The 19,978-nt window shown below is 30.7% G+C and carries 21 protein-coding genes; 4 read left to right on the forward strand and 17 right to left on the reverse strand.

The genetic code is table 11. The annotated features are described in order from the left end of the window. Window positions 1-6: 6 nt before the first annotated feature. Window positions 7-642, reverse strand: a complete 636-nt coding sequence (locus M915_RS03235; RefSeq protein ID WP_036729292.1) for a YigZ family protein — start codon at window positions 640-642, stop codon at window positions 7-9. Continuing rightward, the gene (gene hflX / locus M915_RS03240) at window positions 635-1,936 is read right to left on the reverse strand and encodes a GTPase HflX (RefSeq protein ID WP_009222017.1); all 1,302 of its coding nucleotides are present in this window, start codon (window positions 1,934-1,936) and stop codon (window positions 635-637) included. The genes M915_RS03235 and hflX overlap by 8 nt, the downstream gene beginning before the upstream one ends. Window positions 1,937-2,051: 115 nt before the next feature. On the opposite strand from hflX, the gene M915_RS03245 reads away from it, so the two are divergent. Next, window positions 2,052-4,901: a transglycosylase domain-containing protein gene (locus M915_RS03245; protein ID WP_036729294.1), complete on the forward strand. Its 2,850-nt coding sequence runs from the start codon at window positions 2,052-2,054 to the stop codon at window positions 4,899-4,901. Between the two features lie 3 nt (window positions 4,902-4,904). Then, window positions 4,905-5,060 (forward strand): hypothetical protein, encoded by a 156-nt coding sequence (locus tag M915_RS07505; protein WP_009222015.1) that lies wholly within the window; start codon window positions 4,905-4,907, stop codon window positions 5,058-5,060. Between the two features lie 70 nt (window positions 5,061-5,130). Here the strand turns inward: M915_RS07505 and M915_RS03250 are convergent, their stop codons facing one another. Next, window positions 5,131-6,495, reverse strand: coding sequence for an oxaloacetate decarboxylase subunit alpha (locus M915_RS03250; protein WP_036729296.1), 1,365 nt, complete (start codon window positions 6,493-6,495; stop codon window positions 5,131-5,133). 242 nt (window positions 6,496-6,737) lie between these two features. On the opposite strand from M915_RS03250, the gene brnQ reads away from it, so the two are divergent. Next, on the forward strand, window positions 6,738-8,015 hold the full coding sequence (gene brnQ / locus M915_RS03255) for a branched-chain amino acid transport system II carrier protein (RefSeq protein ID WP_036729298.1): 1,278 nt from the start codon (window positions 6,738-6,740) through the stop codon (window positions 8,013-8,015). A 39-nt stretch (window positions 8,016-8,054) separates the two neighbouring features. On the opposite strand, the gene yqeB is transcribed toward brnQ, so the two are convergent. Genes yqeB through M915_RS03280 form a run of 5 tightly spaced genes read right to left on the reverse strand, consistent with a single transcriptional unit; the run spans window position 8,055 to window position 11,961 of the window. Continuing rightward, window positions 8,055-8,843 (reverse strand): selenium-dependent molybdenum cofactor biosynthesis protein YqeB, encoded by a 789-nt coding sequence (gene yqeB, locus M915_RS03260; protein ID WP_036729299.1) that lies wholly within the window; start codon window positions 8,841-8,843, stop codon window positions 8,055-8,057. Beyond that, entirely contained in the window at window positions 8,833-9,408 is a 576-nt protein-coding gene (locus M915_RS03265; RefSeq protein ID WP_036729301.1) for an NTP transferase domain-containing protein, read from the reverse strand. Before M915_RS03265 ends, yqeB begins: the two co-directional genes overlap by 11 nt. Window positions 9,409-9,420: 12 nt before the next feature. Then, window positions 9,421-10,119: a selenium cofactor biosynthesis protein YqeC gene (gene yqeC / locus M915_RS03270; RefSeq protein WP_036729302.1), complete on the reverse strand. Its 699-nt coding sequence runs from the start codon at window positions 10,117-10,119 to the stop codon at window positions 9,421-9,423. Continuing rightward, on the reverse strand, window positions 10,119-10,994 hold the full coding sequence (locus tag M915_RS03275; protein ID WP_009222009.1) for a winged helix-turn-helix domain-containing protein: 876 nt from the start codon (window positions 10,992-10,994) through the stop codon (window positions 10,119-10,121). The genes yqeC and M915_RS03275 overlap by 1 nt, the downstream gene beginning before the upstream one ends. Window positions 10,995-11,007: 13 nt before the next feature. Then, window positions 11,008-11,961 (reverse strand): XdhC family protein, encoded by a 954-nt coding sequence (locus M915_RS03280; RefSeq protein WP_036729304.1) that lies wholly within the window; start codon window positions 11,959-11,961, stop codon window positions 11,008-11,010. A 172-nt stretch (window positions 11,962-12,133) separates the two neighbouring features. Between M915_RS03280 and ypfJ the strand changes: the two genes are divergently transcribed. Next, window positions 12,134-12,958, forward strand: coding sequence for a KPN_02809 family neutral zinc metallopeptidase (gene ypfJ / locus M915_RS03285; RefSeq protein ID WP_036729307.1), 825 nt, complete (start codon window positions 12,134-12,136; stop codon window positions 12,956-12,958). 18 nt (window positions 12,959-12,976) lie between these two features. Here the strand turns inward: ypfJ and M915_RS03290 are convergent, their stop codons facing one another. Genes M915_RS03290 through M915_RS03330 form a run of 9 tightly spaced genes read right to left on the reverse strand, consistent with a single transcriptional unit; the run spans window position 12,977 to window position 19,978 of the window. Next, window positions 12,977-14,191, reverse strand: coding sequence for a BaiN/RdsA family NAD(P)/FAD-dependent oxidoreductase (locus M915_RS03290; RefSeq protein WP_081689731.1), 1,215 nt, complete (start codon window positions 14,189-14,191; stop codon window positions 12,977-12,979). Further along, window positions 14,188-14,754, reverse strand: a complete 567-nt coding sequence (locus tag M915_RS03295) for a tRNA (mnm(5)s(2)U34)-methyltransferase (RefSeq protein ID WP_036729309.1) — start codon at window positions 14,752-14,754, stop codon at window positions 14,188-14,190. The genes M915_RS03290 and M915_RS03295 overlap by 4 nt, the downstream gene beginning before the upstream one ends. After that, window positions 14,751-15,458, reverse strand: a complete 708-nt coding sequence (locus tag M915_RS03300) for a pseudouridine synthase (RefSeq protein WP_009222004.1) — start codon at window positions 15,456-15,458, stop codon at window positions 14,751-14,753. Before M915_RS03300 ends, M915_RS03295 begins: the two co-directional genes overlap by 4 nt. Then, window positions 15,458-16,006: an SMC-Scp complex subunit ScpB gene (gene scpB / locus M915_RS03305; RefSeq protein WP_009222003.1), complete on the reverse strand. Its 549-nt coding sequence runs from the start codon at window positions 16,004-16,006 to the stop codon at window positions 15,458-15,460. The genes M915_RS03300 and scpB overlap by 1 nt, the downstream gene beginning before the upstream one ends. Then, window positions 15,990-16,712 (reverse strand): segregation and condensation protein A, encoded by a 723-nt coding sequence (locus tag M915_RS03310; RefSeq protein ID WP_036729312.1) that lies wholly within the window; start codon window positions 16,710-16,712, stop codon window positions 15,990-15,992. The genes scpB and M915_RS03310 overlap by 17 nt, the downstream gene beginning before the upstream one ends. Further along, on the reverse strand, window positions 16,697-17,332 hold the full coding sequence (locus M915_RS03315; protein ID WP_036729315.1) for a site-2 protease family protein: 636 nt from the start codon (window positions 17,330-17,332) through the stop codon (window positions 16,697-16,699). Before M915_RS03315 ends, M915_RS03310 begins: the two co-directional genes overlap by 16 nt. Beyond that, the gene (locus M915_RS03320) at window positions 17,326-18,636 is read right to left on the reverse strand and encodes a pyrimidine-nucleoside phosphorylase (protein WP_036729317.1); all 1,311 of its coding nucleotides are present in this window, start codon (window positions 18,634-18,636) and stop codon (window positions 17,326-17,328) included. The genes M915_RS03315 and M915_RS03320 overlap by 7 nt, the downstream gene beginning before the upstream one ends. Further along, a complete protein-coding gene (locus tag M915_RS03325) occupies window positions 18,636-19,439 on the reverse strand; it encodes a purine-nucleoside phosphorylase (RefSeq protein ID WP_036729319.1) in 804 nt (267 codons plus the stop codon). The genes M915_RS03320 and M915_RS03325 overlap by 1 nt, the downstream gene beginning before the upstream one ends. Then, entirely contained in the window at window positions 19,439-19,978 is a 540-nt protein-coding gene (locus tag M915_RS03330) for an NUDIX hydrolase (RefSeq protein WP_036729321.1), read from the reverse strand. Before M915_RS03330 ends, M915_RS03325 begins: the two co-directional genes overlap by 1 nt.

Raw genomic sequence — 19,978 nt, forward strand, 5'->3', positions numbered from 1 at the left:
ATCCCTCTAATATAGTATTCTTCCGTCATTAAATGGTAATTTTTCTATTCCGAGTTTTTTTATTTCTATTGTAGCCGATGTTTCATTTATGAGATCTTCTATTATTTTATTGTCGTTCAAATCACGATGCAATATTATTTTAACCTTGTCAGTATAATCCTCATTTAAAACCTTGTATCCGTTTTTTATCAGATAATTTGTTATTCCTCCATGAAAAGTATAATCATATTTCAATGACAACTTTTCATATTCTCTCATCTCAACTACAAGTGATGAATCAACTGAGATTTTTGCTCCCTTTGTATATGCACGAACAAGTCCTCCCGCTCCAAGCAGTATTCCTCCAAAATATCTTGTTACCACAACTAATACATTTGTAACATCTTCTTTTTTTAATACTTCAAGCATTGGGATACCTGCCGTTCCTGACGGCTCCCCATCATCATTGTATCTCTGTATAAGTTTATTTTCACCGATTATATACGCACTGCAATTATGTGTTGCATCTCTATGAATTTTTTTAATCTCTTCAATTTTCTTTACGGCTTCTTCCTCACTTTTAACTCTAAATCCGTAACCTATAAATTTGGATTTTTTTTCTATAAATTCATCTGTTCCGTCTCTATAAAATGTTTTATACATAATCTACCACAAACTTTTTATATTTATTATATTCTTCAATAGTCAAAATGACCTTAAAAGAAACTCCCTCATTTAAATACTCCAGTTCTTCACACTTATGATTATCAAGTATCTCCGAAAGTACAACTGAATTTTTGTAATCTATCAACATTTTTACATGCTTAAATTTCTCCGGAAGATTTTCTTCAATAAATTTAAGAAGCTTATCCATATCATCATCAAATTTTGCAGAAATATATAATCTCTTATCTGTATACTTAGGATTGATTAATATATCCGAGCCTTCAAGCTTATCCATTTTATTGAATACCGTTATAACCTTATCGCCGTCAATTTTTAAATCTTTCAGGATATTCATTGTAGTTTCGTATTGAATTTCCAAATCATCACTTGATGCATCTATAACATGCAAAATTAAATCTGAATATTTAATCTCTTCAAGAGTTGATTTAAAAGCTTCTATAAGTTTAGTCGGAAGCTTTGATACAAAACCTACAGTATCAGACAATATAAATTCAATTCCGTTTGGAAGCTTTGCTCTTCTTGAATTCGGATCAAGTGTTGCAAATAACATATCCTCAACGTATACATCCTTTGAATCCGATACTTTTAATCTATTTAATATTGTAGATTTTCCCGCATTTGTATAACCCACAAGAGAAACTGTTGATATTCGATTTTCAAGTCTTTTACTTCTCATTGTATCTCTTGTCTTTTCAGATTTTTTCAGTTTTGCCTTTATAGTTTCGATTTCACGAAGCAATCTTCTTCTATCTGTTTCTATTATCTGCTCTCCCGGTCCACGAGTTCCTATTCCTCCGCCGGTTCTTGACCATCCTTGTATTCCTATGAGCCTTGGAAGCTGATAATTTAATTGCGCAAGCTGAACTTGAAGTTTTCCTTCATATGTTGAAGCTCTAAGTGCAAAAATATCAAGTATTAAATTTGTCCTGTCTAAGACCTTTACCTTTTTATTAAAAAAGTCACAGCCCTTATTAAAAGCATCTTCCAAATTTCTAAGCTGTACTCCCGACAGCTCATCATTAAATACAACCGCATTAGCTTCAAGTTTAGGTATCATATCATTAATTTCATTTACTTTACCTGAGCCTACAAGATATTTTGGAGAAAATTTGTCTATATTTTGAGTTACTACTCCTACAACCTCCGCTCCATCAGCTTTTACAAGCTCCTCCAATTCGCGAATAGATGTCTCAAGACTATTTGGATATGCTCCTATATCAGTACCGACTATTATTACTCTTTCCTTTTCTTTATCTTTTATATTTTCCATAACTATATTATATACTAAAACCTGATATTTTAAATATTACATTTATTTTAAAAGCTTAGATATTAAAAAATAGTAATTAAAAACATTAAATGATATAATAAGAATGGAGGTATTTATGGAAAAATTTAAATCTCTTGATAAAAAAAATAAATTAAAATTACTCTTATATTCAATTTTAATTTTGATTTCTTTTTTTGTTACTCTTATAAGCGTGACAATTTTAGATATTTTAAATGATGTTCCAAAAATGGATCTTAATAATCTTTCAAACAGCTTTAACCAAACTTCAAGCATTTATGATGAAAACGGAAAGCTACTTGAAAAAATTGAATCCTTAGAATACAGAACTATTGTCCCTATTGAAAAAGTTCCTAAACATATAAAAGATGCTTTTATTTCTATAGAAGATGAAAGATTTTATAAACACATCGGAATTGATTTTCAAGGTATTGCAAGTGCATTTATCGATAATATCAAAGCCGGAAAAATTGTAAGAGGCGGCTCTACAATAACCCAACAGCTTGTCAAAAATGTATATCTTTCAAATGTAAAGACTATAAACAGAAAAGTACAAGAAGCCTACCTTGCAATAGGTGTTGATAAAAAACTTTTAAAAGACGAAATACTTGAAGCATACTTAAACAGAATTAATTTAGGTCAAGGTTCTTACGGAGTTGAGGCTGCAGCTCAAACATATTTTTCTAAAGATGTATGGGATTTAAACTTGTCTCAAAGTGCTCTAATTGCAGGCATTACAAAATCTCCCGTTGAATATCCTCCATTTAAGAGAATACCTAAAGATTCCTATAAAGATGGTGAACTTATAGGAACAATGGATATAAACGGAGAACAAATGTATCTTGTACTAAATCCAAAAGCATTTGAAAGACAAAAAACAGTCCTTAAAAAAATGTATTCTCTCGGTTGCATAACCGAAACCGAATACAATGATGCATTGAAATTTGATATAGTGAGCTCTTTAAATCCGGGAATTAAAAAATATCACAGCATGAGTAGCTATTCGACGGACTATATCAAATCCGAAGCTGCAAAACTTCTTTCAAAATATTATAGTGTTTCTCAAGATGAAGCAGAACATAAATTATTTACAGGCGGATATAGTATATACTCCTCAATTGACGAAAATATACAACACGATTTGGAAAATATATATGTGAATTTTAAAGACTATTTAAATTCAAATACAAATTCAAATCACGGTGCAAAGGCTTTATCATTTACTCTTGACGGAACTGATAATATACTCGATGCAAATGGAAATATAGTTTATTTTCAAAGATATAATTTTTTTGATGAAGAGTTTAATTTTAAAATAGACAAGGAAAACTACAATATAAATTCAAAAGGAGACTTATCAATTACAAATTCTCTATTTAATACTGCAAGTAATAAATTGGATATAATTGATATCTACGAGATAAACTCAGATGAAAATTTACAAACCTACAACATAGGTTTTTTGAATATACCAAGAGATGTGTATGAAGAAAAAACCGATTATATAATCATAAGCAGCGGTTTTTTAAAAAACAAATCTGATTTTTATAAAATTGATGCAAATAATAATCTCATTATCTCAAAGGAATATTACTCATACGAAAGTATTCCTACTCTTCAACCTCAATCAAGTGCAATAATTCTTGATAATGAAAGCGGTTATGTAAAAGCAATTGTTGGCGGCCTTGATGTGAACAGTAAAAACTTAAAAATTTATAATAGGGCTACTAATTCAGTTCGTTCTCCGGGTTCTTTAATAAAACCTGTAGTTTATTTAACTGCTCTTGAAAATGGATATACATTGGGTTCTGTAAAAGATGATGTGCCGATTTATATAGACGGAAATATGTGGCCATCTAATGACTATCCGGGTTTTGGCGGACTTTTGACATTAAGACTTGCATTGGAAAATAACTCAAATGTAATTCCGGTTGAATTTTTACAAGAAATGGGACTTGATAAAATGAAAGATACCCTAAAAAAATTCGGAATTATAAATTCGGCTAATGCTTCTAAAGATAATTTCATATCTCTTTCTGAAAATAAATACAAGTCAGATGAAAATTTAGATTCTCTTGCTCTCGGAAATATGCAAAGAGGTATTACAAATATTGATGCCGCACAAATATACAGAACTATTGCAACGGGCGGAGATACAAAAGATGTCAGCTCGGTAATCAAAATAGAAGATGCCAATGGAACTACAATAATTAACAACTCCACAAAAAAAACAGAAAAATCCTTTGACTCTACAAATTGCTACTTACTTACCGATGCACTTAGGACTAATGTAACAAGAGGTATTGCAAAGGGAGCCGGAACTTTGAAACTTGATATAGCCGGCGAAATCGGATTAAATAAATTTAATTCCGACTTATGGTTTACAGGATATAGTCCAAAATATACAATATCAACTTGGATTGGATGCGACTCTCCTAAAATAGAGCTTGATGCGGATTCAAAACTTATATTAAATTTATTTAAGCAAATTTCTCAAGATGTGAATCAGAACCTGCCTACTACAAAATTTGTAAAGCCTGATAATATCGTCGAAAAATATATATGTCAAAAAAGTGGAAATCTCGGTACAAAATTATGTGAAGAAGTTGATGCCGGATATATTGAAAAATATAAATCAGGAACCGAACCGACAAAATATTGTGATCAACACATAAAACTTTTAATTTGCAATAAGAGTAATCGTCTTGCAAGTGAATATTGTCCAAAAGAAGATGTGGAATATAAAATATTTTTTGAAAGACAACCCGCATACATCGCTTCGGAACATGGGGGTATATATCCTGATGACTATGAATATGTTCCAAAACTTTATTGTAACTACCATGACGAAGATTGGTATAATAAAAACAAAGAAAAGAAAAAAACTAAAAAACAGCAAAAGACAACAAAGGACAAATCTTCAAAATCTTCGTCTAAGAAAGGATAAGATATGATAAAAAAATTTATATATAAAACAGCCTCAAAGGCTATAAAAAACAAAATTAAAAATATGGACAATAAAAATAAAAGGAAGTTAAATCCAAAGCACATTGCAAGAATTATATTCTTAGCATCAAGAATATCTCAAAGAAATAAAAATAAATAAAAAAGACCCTTCTTATCAAGTAATTTGATCAAGAAGGGTTCTTTTAATAGAGAATATTAAACTGAATAATTTACGAAATACAACTTACAATATTGTTTTCATATTTGTTTTCTAAAAACTTCTTTCCAACTTCCGGAAATAGAGCATAAGTTAAAACATCTTCATCACATTTTGCAAGATAACCTATCTCATCTCTTGCCTTTTTTAAACCGTTTTCTAAATAATCTGCAGGTCTTCCTGTAATTACTTCCTTATCTCCTATGATGGATTTTCTAAATTCATCATCTATTTCAACAGGGCTTCTTCCATACAGTCCTCTTAAATAATCTTTGATTTCAGTAGGAACCATTTTATATCTTTGTCCAATAATTACGTTAAATGCAGCTTGTGTTCCAACCATTTGACTCATTGGTGTCACAAGAGGCGGAAATCCCAAATCAGCTCTTACTCTCGGAACTTCAGCAAGTACCTGTTCATATTTTTCAACTTGTTTCAATTGAGTAAGCTGTGAATATAAGTTGGACAACATTCCTCCCGGAACTTGATAAATCAATCCCTTAGGATCTGTAGAAAGCATCTTTACAGGAAGAGTCCCATCTGCAATATATTTTTCCTTAACTTTAACAAAATGATTTGCGATTTTTTCAAGAACTTTTACATCAAGTGAGCTCTCATATCCTGCATCTCTTACTAACATATGCAACGCTTCAGTAGACGGTTGTGATGTTCCACCTGAAAAAGGAGATATAGCAGTATCTATTACATCAACTCCCGCTTCAATTCCCTTTAGGTATGTCAAAGATCCTATACCTGTTGTTTCATGAACATGAAGTTGCAACGGAATATCCACATTCTTTTTTATCTGACTTATCAAATCATATGCAACATAAGGTGTCAAAATTCCTGACATATCTTTTATTGCAATACTGTCTGCTCCCATCTTTTCAATTTGTTTACAAAGTTCTACATAGTACTCAATTGTATGCACGTTTGAAACTGTATAACAAATTGTAGCTTGAGCCTCGGCTCCAAACTTTTTTGTCGCCCTTATTGAAGTTTCTAAATTTCTCAAATCATTTAATGCATCAAAAATTCTTATTATGTCAACGCCATTTTTTATAGAAAGCTCAATAAACTTTTCAACTACATCGTCCGGATAGTTTCTATAACCAAGCAAATTTTGTCCTCTAAGTAACATTTGAGTCTTTGTATTTTTAAAATTTTTCTTAATATCTCTTATTCGTTGCCAAGGATCTTCATTTAAAAACCTTATACAAGAATCAAATGTTGCTCCTCCCCAACATTCAACAGAATAATATCCCGCTTTGTCAATTTCAGGAAGTATCTCTTCAAAATCAGAATACCTCATTCTTGTTGCCATTAAGCTTTGATGTGCATCTCTAAGCACTGTTTCCATAAATTTAATCTTCTTCATCTTTTTCATTCCCTATTTTTATAAATTTTTTTAATTTTTAATATTCCTTAATTAGTAAAGAACTTATTTTTATATTTTAAATAGTTTTATACTCAAAGTCAATAGAATTATTTAATTTTATCTATACCATATAGATGATTTTATATGATTAAAACTTTGAATTTTTTTCAAAAATTTCTATTCCATTTTTATGATTATCTGTTATAATGTTAAGAAATATTTTTAATTATAGGGGGGTTATTATGAAAAAACTTAATAACATAACGTTAGTATCTGGTCTCGCACTTTTTTCAATGTTCTTTGGTGCCGGTAATTTAATTTTTCCGCCAACTATCGGACTTGCAACTGCATCAGATTGGATAATCGCAATGATCGGCTTTTTAACTACAGGTGTGGGTTTAGTTATGATTACAGTTGTAGCTACAACCAAGGCGGGAGGTAGCATTAATAACCTCGCCGGAAAAGTTTCACCACTTTTCGCAAAAATTTTCAGTACTGCAATAATACTATGTATAGGACCCGGACTTGCTATTCCAAGAACTGCTGCAACATCTTATGAAATTATTCAAAGTTCTTTGATGCCAAACCTAAGTCCAATACTATCTTCAATTATATTTTTTGCTATTGTATTATTCTTCGTTGTAAATCCGATGAATATTATTGATAGAATAGGAAAAATTTTAACACCGATGTTGTTAATAGTATTGTTTTTAATAATTTCCAAGGGAATAATTTCTCCTCTTGGAGTTCCTACAGGTTCTAAGTCCGGCGCATTTGCCTTTTCATTTGAAGGCGGATATCAAACAATGGACGTACTTGCCGCACTTATTTTTACTACAATGATAATAAAAGGGTTTGAAAATAAAGGCATAACAGAAGTAAATCAATTAAATACCTTAACCATAAAATCAAGTTTTATAGCAGGATTTGGATTATGTATCGTATATGGAGGTTTAGTTTATATAGGAGCTACTGTAAGTTCACTCAACCTAAATGAACTTTCAAAAGTAGAACTGTTAACTTATATAACTCATACTCTTCTTGGAACAACAGGAAATGTACTTCTTGCTCTTGCAATGCTCCTTGCTTGTATAACTACAGCTATAGGTCTTCTAAGTACATCTGCGCAATATTTTACAGAGCTTACAAAAAATAAACTAAGCTATTTGGCATTTGTAATTATATTTACATTATTCAGTGCTTACTTTGCTGTTAAAGGAGTAGAAAATATAATCGCAATATCAGCTCCAGTTCTTGTTGCACTATATCCGGTTTCTATAGTTCTTGTAATTTCAGAATTCTTTAGAAATAAAATTAAATCTAAGAATTTCTATTACGGTGCAGTACTTGGAGCATTTTATCCTACAATATTGACAATACTTTCAAGCTTTGGAGTAAGTACAGATGCAGCTTCAAAATTATTCATCGGAATACCTGATGTATATGTAGCATTTAACTGGATTCTACCGTCAATAGTATTAGCTTTTGTATTTAATCTATTTGGTAAAAAATCGAAATAAAATATAAAAAAACAAGCAAATATATATTTGCTTGTTTTTTTATATTTTATTTAACATTATAGCTTCGAGAACCGCTCCTCCTACAGCTCTTGCCTTATCAGATATTGTATTGTAATTCGTATCCGTTCTTGGATCTACATCTCCTATTTTCATTCCTGTAAATACAATTGAATTATTTCTTATAATCCCCCTAAGAACTCCTCCAAGCTTAGATCTGATTTCTTTTCCGTCTACAGTTGCAACAATTTCTCCTTCTTTTACAACATCTCCTATGTCACATCTGTTTTTTATAATTCCCTTTCCGGGTGAGTATAGCACTCTCTGTGTAGTATATCCCATTATATTCCCGGGATTCCCCGTATTTTCCTCAGCAAATCCGTCAAATATAAGTCTACCTAAATTATGCCCCCTGTTTGTTTCAACTACAATATCAACATCTACTCCTGCACAAAATCCGGGTCCCAATGCAATTGTTCGATCTGCCATACTTTTATTTGTTCCGAGATTCTTTTTAGCAAGAATTGCATCTACCAAAAAATTCGCTTTTATTTCTCTTAATATTTCACAATTCGGATCTATTTTTATCGGAACTATATTTTTATTCCAACAATCCTCTATCTGTTCTATAGTTGAAACTTTTTTCGCAACAACATCCTCAACTCTATGTTCTCCTGCATAAATTGCATCTGATAATGCAACTGTTCTTCTTATTGCAGTAGGTCTTTCTACCTCAAGAATGACAACTTTAAATCCCGTTCTATATAACTTTTGTATAGAGCCTGTTGCAATATCTCCTCCGCCTCTTACAACTACAATATTATTTTTCATATTTCACCGCTATCCTATAATCTTCTTTATCATCAATATCAAAATATTCATATTCTCTTTCGATAAATACTCCTTGTGAATTTTCTTTATCTATTAATTTAACTCCTCCCTCGTCAAAAGAAAGTTTTAATAATTCATCTTTGTATTTTGTAGGAAATATAACCGGAGTTCCCATTTTATTCCCATATACGGGATATGTTATGAGTTTATTATTTTTTTTGAATTTTGATACTATTTCATCTATTGTCTCAATACTTAAAAATGGTTGATCACATACAAAAAACATATATCCATCTACATTTTGAGTATTACTTATTCCTATTTTTATAGACTCGCTCTTGCCCACAATTGCATTCTTATTTTTATATGCTCTAATACCTTTTTCTTGAGAATATCTTATAATTTCCTCATCATTGCTGACTATTATTTTATCTTCAAAGTCATATTTATAAATCAAGTCAACTGTATATTCAAAAATTTTTTTATTATTTATATTTAATTTCAACTTATTTTCACCCATTCTGCGTGAAAATCCGCTTGCCATAATTATTGCACCGAGTTTCATACTACCACCAACTTATCCGTACCTAAAATTAATATCCTTATTATATTTTTCTAAATAAGATATTAAATCTCTTGCTTTATCCCTATTTTCATTACTATTACACTGGTTAAAAAATATATACTTTTCTCCAATAGCTCCTTTAAAAATTCCATCCTTACTTTGAATTATATTATTTATTACATTAAATGTAAGCTTTGACTTAAATCCAAATTTCATTTTAAATATCTCGGAATTAAATATTAAACTATCATCCACTTCTGTATCAACATATTTTATCGGAATTATTCCTATAGTTTTATTAGTCCCCGCTAAAACAACAGGTTCATGATCTCTCCATGCTTTAAGCGGTAAACGTTTTGAACCGTCAGCTTCTATTAATATATAGTCAAAATGCTCGGCTACCTGATTTAACATTTTCTCATCTATGGAATTTATCTTTCCGTTTGAAATCCCATTGCCGGCAACTGCAAGGCTAAATTCTTCTCTATTATTTAAAATATTTCTAATATCTTCAAAAAACTTTTCACCTTTCTCCAAATTATCAGGAACCCCTATTTTTGTAGATGTTGTAACTAAAACTTTTCCATTATCTTTAAGTTCTCTTGCTAATTTAAAAATAGTAGTTGTTTTCCCGCCGCTACCATTAAATGAAATTATATCTTTTTTTCCAACATCAAATAATTGTTTTAGCATTCCATCATCTCTTTTCATCAAATGTAAAAAATCTCTTCAAAATTATTTATTATATATGGCTTTGTTCTCTCTAAAAACAGTTCATACTTTTTTAAAAAAGCTTTACCCTGCGCAGTAATTTTACTTTCTCCACCACCGGAACCGCCTGATTTTCTATCTACAACCGTAAAACCAAGTTCTTTTTCCATAGTATTTATCATATTCCATGCTTTTGAATATGATATATTCATTGCACTTACAGCAGCCTTCACAGATCCTGTATCTTCAATCAATTTTAAAAGTCTTGATGTGCCGGGTCCGAAGAACTTCTCATCCCTCGCTATTGTAAGCTTTATTTGGCATCTGAGCGGTGTTTCCTCAAATACAATATCATTTTGATTTTTCAATATATCCCTATCGTCTAAATCAACAAAATTCCAATCAACTCTAATTCTTTGAAAACTCTCTATTAAAAAATTATTCTTTACATCAATTTTAGGAAATTCTTTTAACGGAAGTAATGCAACATTCCCCTGCATATTTTTATAGTATCCTATTGCAAAAGTTCCATAGCTAAGCAATTTTTTTATACTGTCTATACTGAATAAATTTGACCGTACAGATGTATATAACACTCTGTCATATTCTTTATTTATATTTTTCATAGCATATATTTCACTTTCAAATTCACTATGCTTTTTATAATTTTCATCGTATATCAATATTGCATCGCTTTTTTCAAGTTCAGATGATATGTCTGCATAATTTTCCCCAACTAATATATATACATCATCAACCCCTGCCGATTTTATCGCATATAAAATTTTCCTTATATTTGATATATTTTTTAAACTCTTAAGTGCAAGCTCACTTCCCTTTGGACTTCTTGAATTTATTAAGGCACAAGTTTTCATCTTAATCCCTCCACTATCTGTTTCTAAATTTTTCTATTATCTGAGCAGCTATGCTTATTGATATTTCTTCAGGCGTTTGTGCACCTATACTCAATCCTATCGGAGAATGTACTCTATTTATCAAAGATTCATCGTACTTTCCCCTAATACTGTTAAACATTATTTCCGCTTTTTTCCTACTTCCTATTATCCCTATATAGTAAGGTCTTTTTTCAAGCATCTTAACTAAAATTTCTCTATCCGACTTATGGCCTCTTGTCAATATACAAACATAATCATTTTCTGTTATTTCTAAATTTTCTAAATCAAAATAATTTAACAGTATCCTTTTTGAATTTGGAAAGTCCTCTTCTTTTAAAAACTCCTCTCTGTCCTCAATAACTATTGTCTCCAAATTCAAATAATTTAGAATTGGAACCAATGCCTTTGAAACATGTCCCCCACCAAAAATAAAAACTTTAAATTTGTCTTCAATTTTAATTTTGAAATCGCATTCTATTTTCTCATTTATTTCACTTCTTGTAAATTGATAGACTTCGTCTTCAATTTCTACTGAAAATCCGGCATTCCCCTTAGTCGAATATAATAAATTGACATCTTTATTTTTATACTCTTCTATTATTTTTAAAAAATATTCTCCTGCAAGAAAATCATCAGGTGATACATATTCAAAGTGAATTATATTTACTCCCCCACATATCATACCTATGCTCTCCGCATCATTATTTGTGAGTACGTACTTATGATTGTCACTCTTCTCATCTAAAATTAATTTTTTTGAAAATTCAATAGCTTCATATTCCGCCGCTCCGCCACCAATGGTTCCAATGTCAAGTCCTCTTTCAGTAACTATCATGGAAGTTCCCTCTTCTCTCGGTGATGAACCGTTTTTATAAATTATAGTTGCAATTACAAACGGAGTCTTATAAGAAAACAACTCCGACGCTCTATTAATCAATTCAATCATTTTTTATCCCCACTTAAACATACTATTTTAAATACAATACACTACTTATAAGTATAACAAATTTGAAATTTTTTAAAAGTTTTTTTGCAAAGATATACGTTTGATTTATAATGATAGATTTTAAAATACTATTATGATATTATGATGTAAACTAATATAAGAGGAGATTATTATGAAATGGCAGGGAAGAAAAGAAAATAAAAATGTAATAAAAGGTTCAAGAGTTCTAACACCGCTTGGAGGCGTCGGGCTTTTAATTTTAATGATAATTTTCTATCTACTTGGAGGTAATCCCTTGGAAGTTTTAAATAACACCGATTCATCATCTATTTCAATTGAGGAAAATACAGAAGTAAATAAAAAGTTGGAAAATTTTTTAAGTGTAATCCTTACAGATACAACAGATATATGGAATGAAATTTTTAACCGAAACTCTCTTACTTACAGAGAACCTAAACTAGTACTATATAATAGTTCAATTCAAAGTAAATGCGGAAACTCAACATCAAATATGGGACCTTTTTATTGCCCGAAAGATGAATCAATTTATATTGATGTAAGTTTTTATAATGATTTAAAATCTAAGTACAATAAGCTCGGAGAATTTTCATTTGCATATGTTCTTGCTCATGAAGTAGGTCACCATGTCCAAAAACAGCTTGGAACGTTGGAACAAGTATATGAACTGAAAAATCAGCTGCCCGAAAAAGAATTTAATAAATATATTGTGAAACTTGAACTTCAAGCTGATTATTTTGCAGGTGTGTTTGCACACTATGTACAAAATGCAGGATATTTAAAAGAAGATGATATTAAAGATATTATAAATGCCACAACGTATGTCGGATATGATAGAATACAACAGCAAACTGTAGAGAGTGTTATTCCTGATACATTTACCTACGGAACAAGTGAGCAAAGAATACAATGGTTTAAAAAAGGTTTAAAATATGGTGATATTAATCACGAAAATATATTTAATGATTCTGAATTATAAAAAAGGCACTGTCGTGCCTTATTTTTTTCCTGCATTTACTCCCGCTATATATCCTGTTGAATTTGCTATTTGCATATTAAAGCCACCCGTAAAAGCTTCAACATCTAAAACCTCTCCACAAAAATAAAGTCCTTTTACTTTTTTAGATTCCATAGTTGAAGGATCTATTTCTTTTACGGAAACTCCACCACTTGTAATAATAGCTGCATTTATATCCAATAGCCTCTCATAAGTAAGCGGCATTTCTTTAATGCTGTGTACAAGCTTATTTCTATCTGCTCTTGTAACTTGATTTACCGTCATACTTTCATCTATATCGGCAATTTTTAAAATCACAGGAACTAATTTTTTTGGAAGCAACTCAAACAATGCATTTTTTATTTCCTTATTTTTAAACTTTTCAAAATCCCTCAATATTCTGTTATCAAGAGTCTCAAAATCAAGCGCAGGTTTTAAATCCAAATAGAGTTTAAATTTATTCATTCTGTTTATTTTACTTGATGTTCTTAAAACAATGGGACCTGTTATTCCAAAATGAGAAAATAACATTTCACCAAACTCCTCGCTTATTACTTTGCCATTTTGTTTTACCGACAACGATACATTTTTCAGAGATATACCTTGCAAGTCATCCAAAAATTCGTCTGATAATTCAATCGGAATCAAAGCCGGATATAATTTTTCAACATTAATATCAAAATCTCTTGCAAATTTATATCCATCTCCGGTAGAGCCTGTTGCCCTATAAGAATATCCACCTGTTGCTATAATTAATGAATCAAACTTTTCTTCAAAATTATCATTTATTATAAAATACTCTAAATTTTTTTTAACTGATTTAACCTCACTATTTAATCTGACGTCCACATTTCTATCTTTTAACATCTTTATATAGGTTGCTATTACATCAGATGATTTATCACTGCTTGGAAAAATTCTCCCTCCACGCTCACTTTTCATTTTTAGTCCATAACTGTTAAGCAGCTTTATTAAATCTAAATTTGAAAATGAATAAAATGCAGAATATAAAAACTTTTCATTTCTTGGTACTTCTTCAAAAAATTCAGAAATTTCTTTTTCATTAGTAATATTGCATCTACCCTTGCCTGTTATAAATAATTTTTTACCAAGCTTTTCATTTTTTTCAAATATTGTTACATTATTTCCCTCTGCAGCAAAATATGCCGCCATCATTCCTGAAGGGCCTCCACCTATCACAGCAATATTTTTCATTTTCTCACTCCTATTAAATATACAATCGGAGGATTGTTTTGTTGATTAAAAAATTCTCTCTTTTCAACCATATATTCTTTCTGTTCCAACTGAGAGAGAAATTTTTCAAGTGCAGCCCTCTCCTCAAAAGAACCCTCATGACCTAAATATGATACAACAATTATAATTCCGTCTTTAGAAATACTATTAAGTCCTCTTTCTATTGAAAATATTGTGCTATCCGCCTCTGTAACTACTTTTTTGTCCGATTTAGGTAAATATCCTAAATTATATATTATAAGTGAAATAGGCTCTTTTATATAATCAAATACCTCAGTATGAGATTTATTAAATAATTTAAAATTCTCATAACCTTTGGATTTTAAAAGCTCCATTGTAGAATTAATTGCTTCTTCTTGAATATCACATGCATATAAAAAACCCTTGATACCTATCTTATCAAGAAGTTTTAAACTATCGTTACCTCTTCCGCAAGTGGCATCAAGGCAAACTTTGCCAACAATATTTGCATTTTCAATTATATCATCTACTATCTGTCTATAATTATATTTTACTAAACTCATTTTAATCTCTTTAAATAATTTATCTCATCCTCTGTTAAATACCTAAAGTTTCCTATTTCTAAATCTCCAAGTTCTATATCACCAATTGATATTCTCTTCAATTTTTTTACGGGATGATTTATCTTGTCAAACATTAATTTAACTTCATGATTTTTTCCCTCATGAATTATTACCTCTATGATCGAATCCGCTTCAAAACTCTTTAATATTTTAACTTTTGCGGGAGAAAATTTTTCAGCTCCCACTTTTATTCCTTTCCTAATCATATCAAGTTCTGTTTTTGTCGGCTTACCCTCAACCGTTGCAATGTATGTCTTATTTATTTCATTCTTAGGATGCGTTAATTTATTTGTTATTGCTCCGTCATCTGTCAATATTATAAGTCCCGTTGTATCAATATCAAGTCTTCCGATTGGATATAATCTTGTAGAGCCGTCTATTAAATCAACAACTGTTTTTCTATCTTTTTCATCTTTTACAGTGGATACTATTCCCATAGGTTTATTTAATGCAATATAGGTATTTTCTTTTATAATTTTAAGCCTTTTATCATCAAGATATACCTTATCCTTATTTTCATCTACGACATATCCAAGCTCGGTAACAATTTTACCATTCACTTTTACACGACCGTCTAAAATATATTCTTCCGATTTTCTTCTCGATGCAGCTCCCGAATGTGCCATATATTTTTGTAATCTCATTATTCCTCCAAAAAAGTCATCTTAATTTGTTCATCTTCCTCTATTTCAGGTAACTCCTCTAACGATGAAAGTCCAAATTTTTTCAAAAATTCATCTGTTGTAATGTATATATTCGGTCTACCTATTTTTTCAAGTTGCCCTGAAATTTCTATAAGTCCAAGTTCAGATAGAGCTTTAATTGTAGAATCGCATTTGACTCCTCTGATTTCTTCCACTTCAAGTTTTGTAACAGGTTGTTTATATGCAATTATAGATAATGTCTCAAGTGCTGCATTCGATAAGTTCTTTTTATTTTTTCCACTTACGAATTCACTTATATAATCATAATTTTCAGGCTTTGTACTAATTTGATAACTGTCATTTAAAATTACAAGTCTAAGTCCGCTATCAGCTTTTTCATACTTCTCTTTTATAATTTGAAGTAAACCTCTAATTTTATTTTGAGACTGTCCAATAACTTTTGACAGCTCTATTACGCTAACCGGCTCTGCCCATGCAAATAAAATTCCTTCAATTATTGAAATTATTTTTTCATCTTCCAAAATCATCTCTCCTAATAATTTCTATATCAGAATAATTTCCGGTTTGTCTTGCCGACACCCTGCCAATTTTAATAAATTCAAGCAACGATAGAAAATAAGCTATTATCTCCGCCTTAAAACTATATTCTCCCAAAAGTTCCGAAAATAAAAATTTGTCTTTACTTTCAAGATATTCAAGTATTATTTCATTTGCTCTTTGAACCGGAAATTCTTCAGGTGCTATATTGGTAACAGATGCAGTCTTATTTCTCTTTATGATATTTTGAAGTGCCTTGTGTAAATTTTTAACATTACAATTATTTAAAAATTCCAACCTATCTATATTTGAAAAATCTTCCTGTAACTTATAAAATGCCTTAAGTTCATATTTTTCAGACTCTCTAAGTTTTTCTGAAACTTCTTTATATTTTTCATATTCAAGTATTTTTTGAACAAGTTGCTCTCTCGGATCTTCCTCGTCAATCTCTTCATCATCAAGTTTTATTTTGGGCAGTAACATTTTTGACTTTATTTCTAAAAGTGTAGATGCCATAACTAAAAAATCACTTGTGAGTTCCATATTTAATTCCTTAACAGCTGCTATATATGCTAAAAATTCACTTGTAATAATATGAATCGGTATATCATAAATATCTATTTCATTTTTTCTGATTAAATCAAGCAAAAGTTCCATCGGACCTTCATAAACTTTTAAATTTACATTATATCCCATATATTTATTCCAATTGTTACTAATTCATTTAAAACTTTCAGCACTATTGGTGCTATTATTTTATTTACAACTCCAGTCATCAATAATGCTACAAGTATAATATACAAATACTTTTCATATTTATAAAACATATATTCCAATTTAGAAGGCAACAAACTTGCAATTACCTTTGAACCGTCAAGCGGCGGAAGCGGTACAAGATTAAAAACTCCAAGCATAACATTGTACCATAAAATTTCTGCAAATAGAGGTTCAAGCCAATTTTTATTAATCGCCGCACCCACAAACAGTATGGAAAATATAAATGCCAATATAAAATTTGCTGCAACTCCCGCAAGTGAAACTATAATGGTTCCAATTTTTCTATTTATTTTAAATTTAAACGGATTTATAGGCACAGCCTTTGCCCAGCCAAATCTTAAAATGATCATCGAAATAAGCCCTATAGGATCTATGTGATTTATAGGGTTAAGAGATAATCTACCATCAGTTTTAGCTGTATCATCACCAAGTAAATATGCTGCATATCCATGCGCTATTTCGTGCGGTATTATTGCAATTAAAAGAGCTATTATAGTAAATAATACACTCTTTAAATCTAAATTTGAAAAATTTAACATTTTTGAATTTCCTCAATTATAATTTTATATGCTTTACTATTTTTTTCTCCAAGCTTATATGCTTCTTTTATTCCTGCAACAGCTTTATCTATTTGTTCTTTTCTCTCCGTATATATTGTTGCAAGCAGATCTCCTGCTTCTACATAGTCATCTATCTTCTTGTTAAGCACAATGCCTGCTCCAAGATCTATTTCAGATTCCTTAGTTTCACGCCCTGCTCCTAAATTTTTAGAGATTTCTCCTATTTCAAGAGCATCTATTTTTGTCACATACCCGGATTTTTCTGAAAAAACTTCTCTCTTTATAGATGACAACTTGAACTTTGAAGTATCATCTACATAACTTACATCTCCACCTTGCATTTCTATAAACTCTCTAAATTTCTCAAATGCAAGTCCATTTTTGATATTTTCTTCTAATAAAATTCGAGCGCTTTTCTCATCATTGCATTTATTAGCTAATACAAGAAGCTTTGCACCAAGGCTTATACACAAGTCTTCTAAATCTTTAGGTCCTCTTCCCTTTAATGTATCTATCGCTTCAATTACCTCTAATGAGTTTCCGACAGCAAGTCCAAGCGGTTCGTCCATATTTGTTATTACAGCTACTGTCTTTCTGTTAAATTTCTCTCCAAGGTCTACCATCATTTTTGAAAGTTCTCTGGCATCTTCCACATTTTTCATAAAAGCACCTGAGCCGACTTTTACATCAAGTACAAGGCAATCTGCTCCTACAGCTATTTTTTTACTCATAATAGAACTTGAAATAAGACTTACATTATCCACAGTTGCCGTTGTATCTCTCAGAGCATATAACTTTTTATCGGCGGGCGTTATGTCACTTGTCTGCCCACAAATTGCCATTTTAATTTTATTTGTATTATTTATAAATTTTTCAATTGAAAGGTCTATACTCATTCCGGGAATTGACTCAAGTTTATCAAGAGTTCCTCCCGTATGTCCAAGACCTCTTCCACTCATTTTTGCAAATGGAACCCCGCAGCTTGCCACAAGCGGTCCTAAAATTAAAGATGTGGTATCCCCTACACCGCCTGTTGAATGCTTATCAACTTTAATTCCATCTATCGGGCTTAGATCTATAGTATCTCCGGAATTAATCATAGCATTTGTCAAATAATACGTTTCTTCTATATTCAAACCTCTGAAATAAATTGCCATAAGCAGTGCTGATATTTGATAATCAGGTATTGTTCCATTAGTATATCCATTTATAAAATATTCTATTTCTTCTTTATTGAGCTCTAAACTCTGTTTTTTCTTCTCAATAATATCGTATATATTCATTAGATCACCTTTATCACTTCTCTTACATATTGCGCAAATTTATCTTTTATCTTATTAGACACTTCTATTACTTCTTCATGATTAAGCGGTTGTTCCAATATCCCTGCCGCCATATTTGTTATACATGAAAAACCAAGTACATCTACTCCTCTATGTCTTGCGATTATAACTTCAGGTACTGTACTCATTCCAACAGCATCCGCTCCAACTATCGCAGCAAGTTTTACTTCTGACGGAGTTTCATAACATGGGCCTGTAAACCACATGTATACTCCCTCTTTAATATCTAAGTCAATATTTTTTGCAACTTCTTTAGCTTTATCTCTAAGCTCCTTTGAATAAGTATATGTCATATCCAAAAATCTCGGTCCCTTATCGTCTTCATTTTTACCTATTAACGGATTTACACCGGTATAATTTATATGATCTTTTATCAGCATAATATCGGAAGGTTTAAAACTCTTATTTACTCCACCGGATGCATTTGTAACTATCAATTTTTTTATTCCAAGTTCACATAATACCTTCATAGGATAAACTGTTTTATCTATGCCTTGTCCTTCATAATAGTGAATTCTACCTTGCATCGCAACTATAAACTTATCTCCAACATTTCCAAAAATCAACTTTCCGCTGTGTCCAACCACTGTTGAATTTGGAAAACCCGGTATATCTTCATAATTTATTGCAAACTTATTTTCTATTGTATCTGCAAAATCTCCAAGTCCTGAACCTAATATTATTGCAATTTCAGGATTAACTTTAATTTTACTCTTTATATATTCAACTGATTTTTCTAACATTATTCATCATTCCTCATTTCATTATAAATTAATATTCCCGCTATTGTTTTAGCGTCCATAATTTCTCCAAGTTTTATCATCTTTAAAGCCCTGTCAAACGGAACTATTTCTAAATCTATAAATTCATCCTCATCTAATTTTTGTTCCTCAAATTCAAGATTCTCAGCAGAAAAAATATACATTTTTTCTGTACAAAATCCCGGTGATGAATAAAATTCCGTCATATATTCAACTTTATCAGCATGATATCCTGTCTCTTCTTTCAATTCTCTGATTGCTCCATCAATGGGGCTCTCATTTATCTCCAAAAGTCCTGCCGGAACTTCATAAATAACCTTTTCTATCGGTTTTCTAAACTGCTTTATCATTATAACTTCATTGTTTGAAGTTACAGGAACTATTACGACTGCAGGCGGATGTTCTATTATTTCCCTTTTAGAATATTTTTTATCCGGAAGTTCAACTGTTTCTACTCTTAAAGATAATATCTTTCCATCGTAAATTCTATCAGTTTTCATCGTTCTTTCAGTTTTGTCCAT

The organism is Peptoniphilus mikwangii (assembly GCF_000468535.1).
In the GTDB taxonomy this organism is placed as follows: Bacteria; Bacillota; Clostridia; order Tissierellales; family Peptoniphilaceae; genus Anaerosphaera; species Anaerosphaera mikwangii.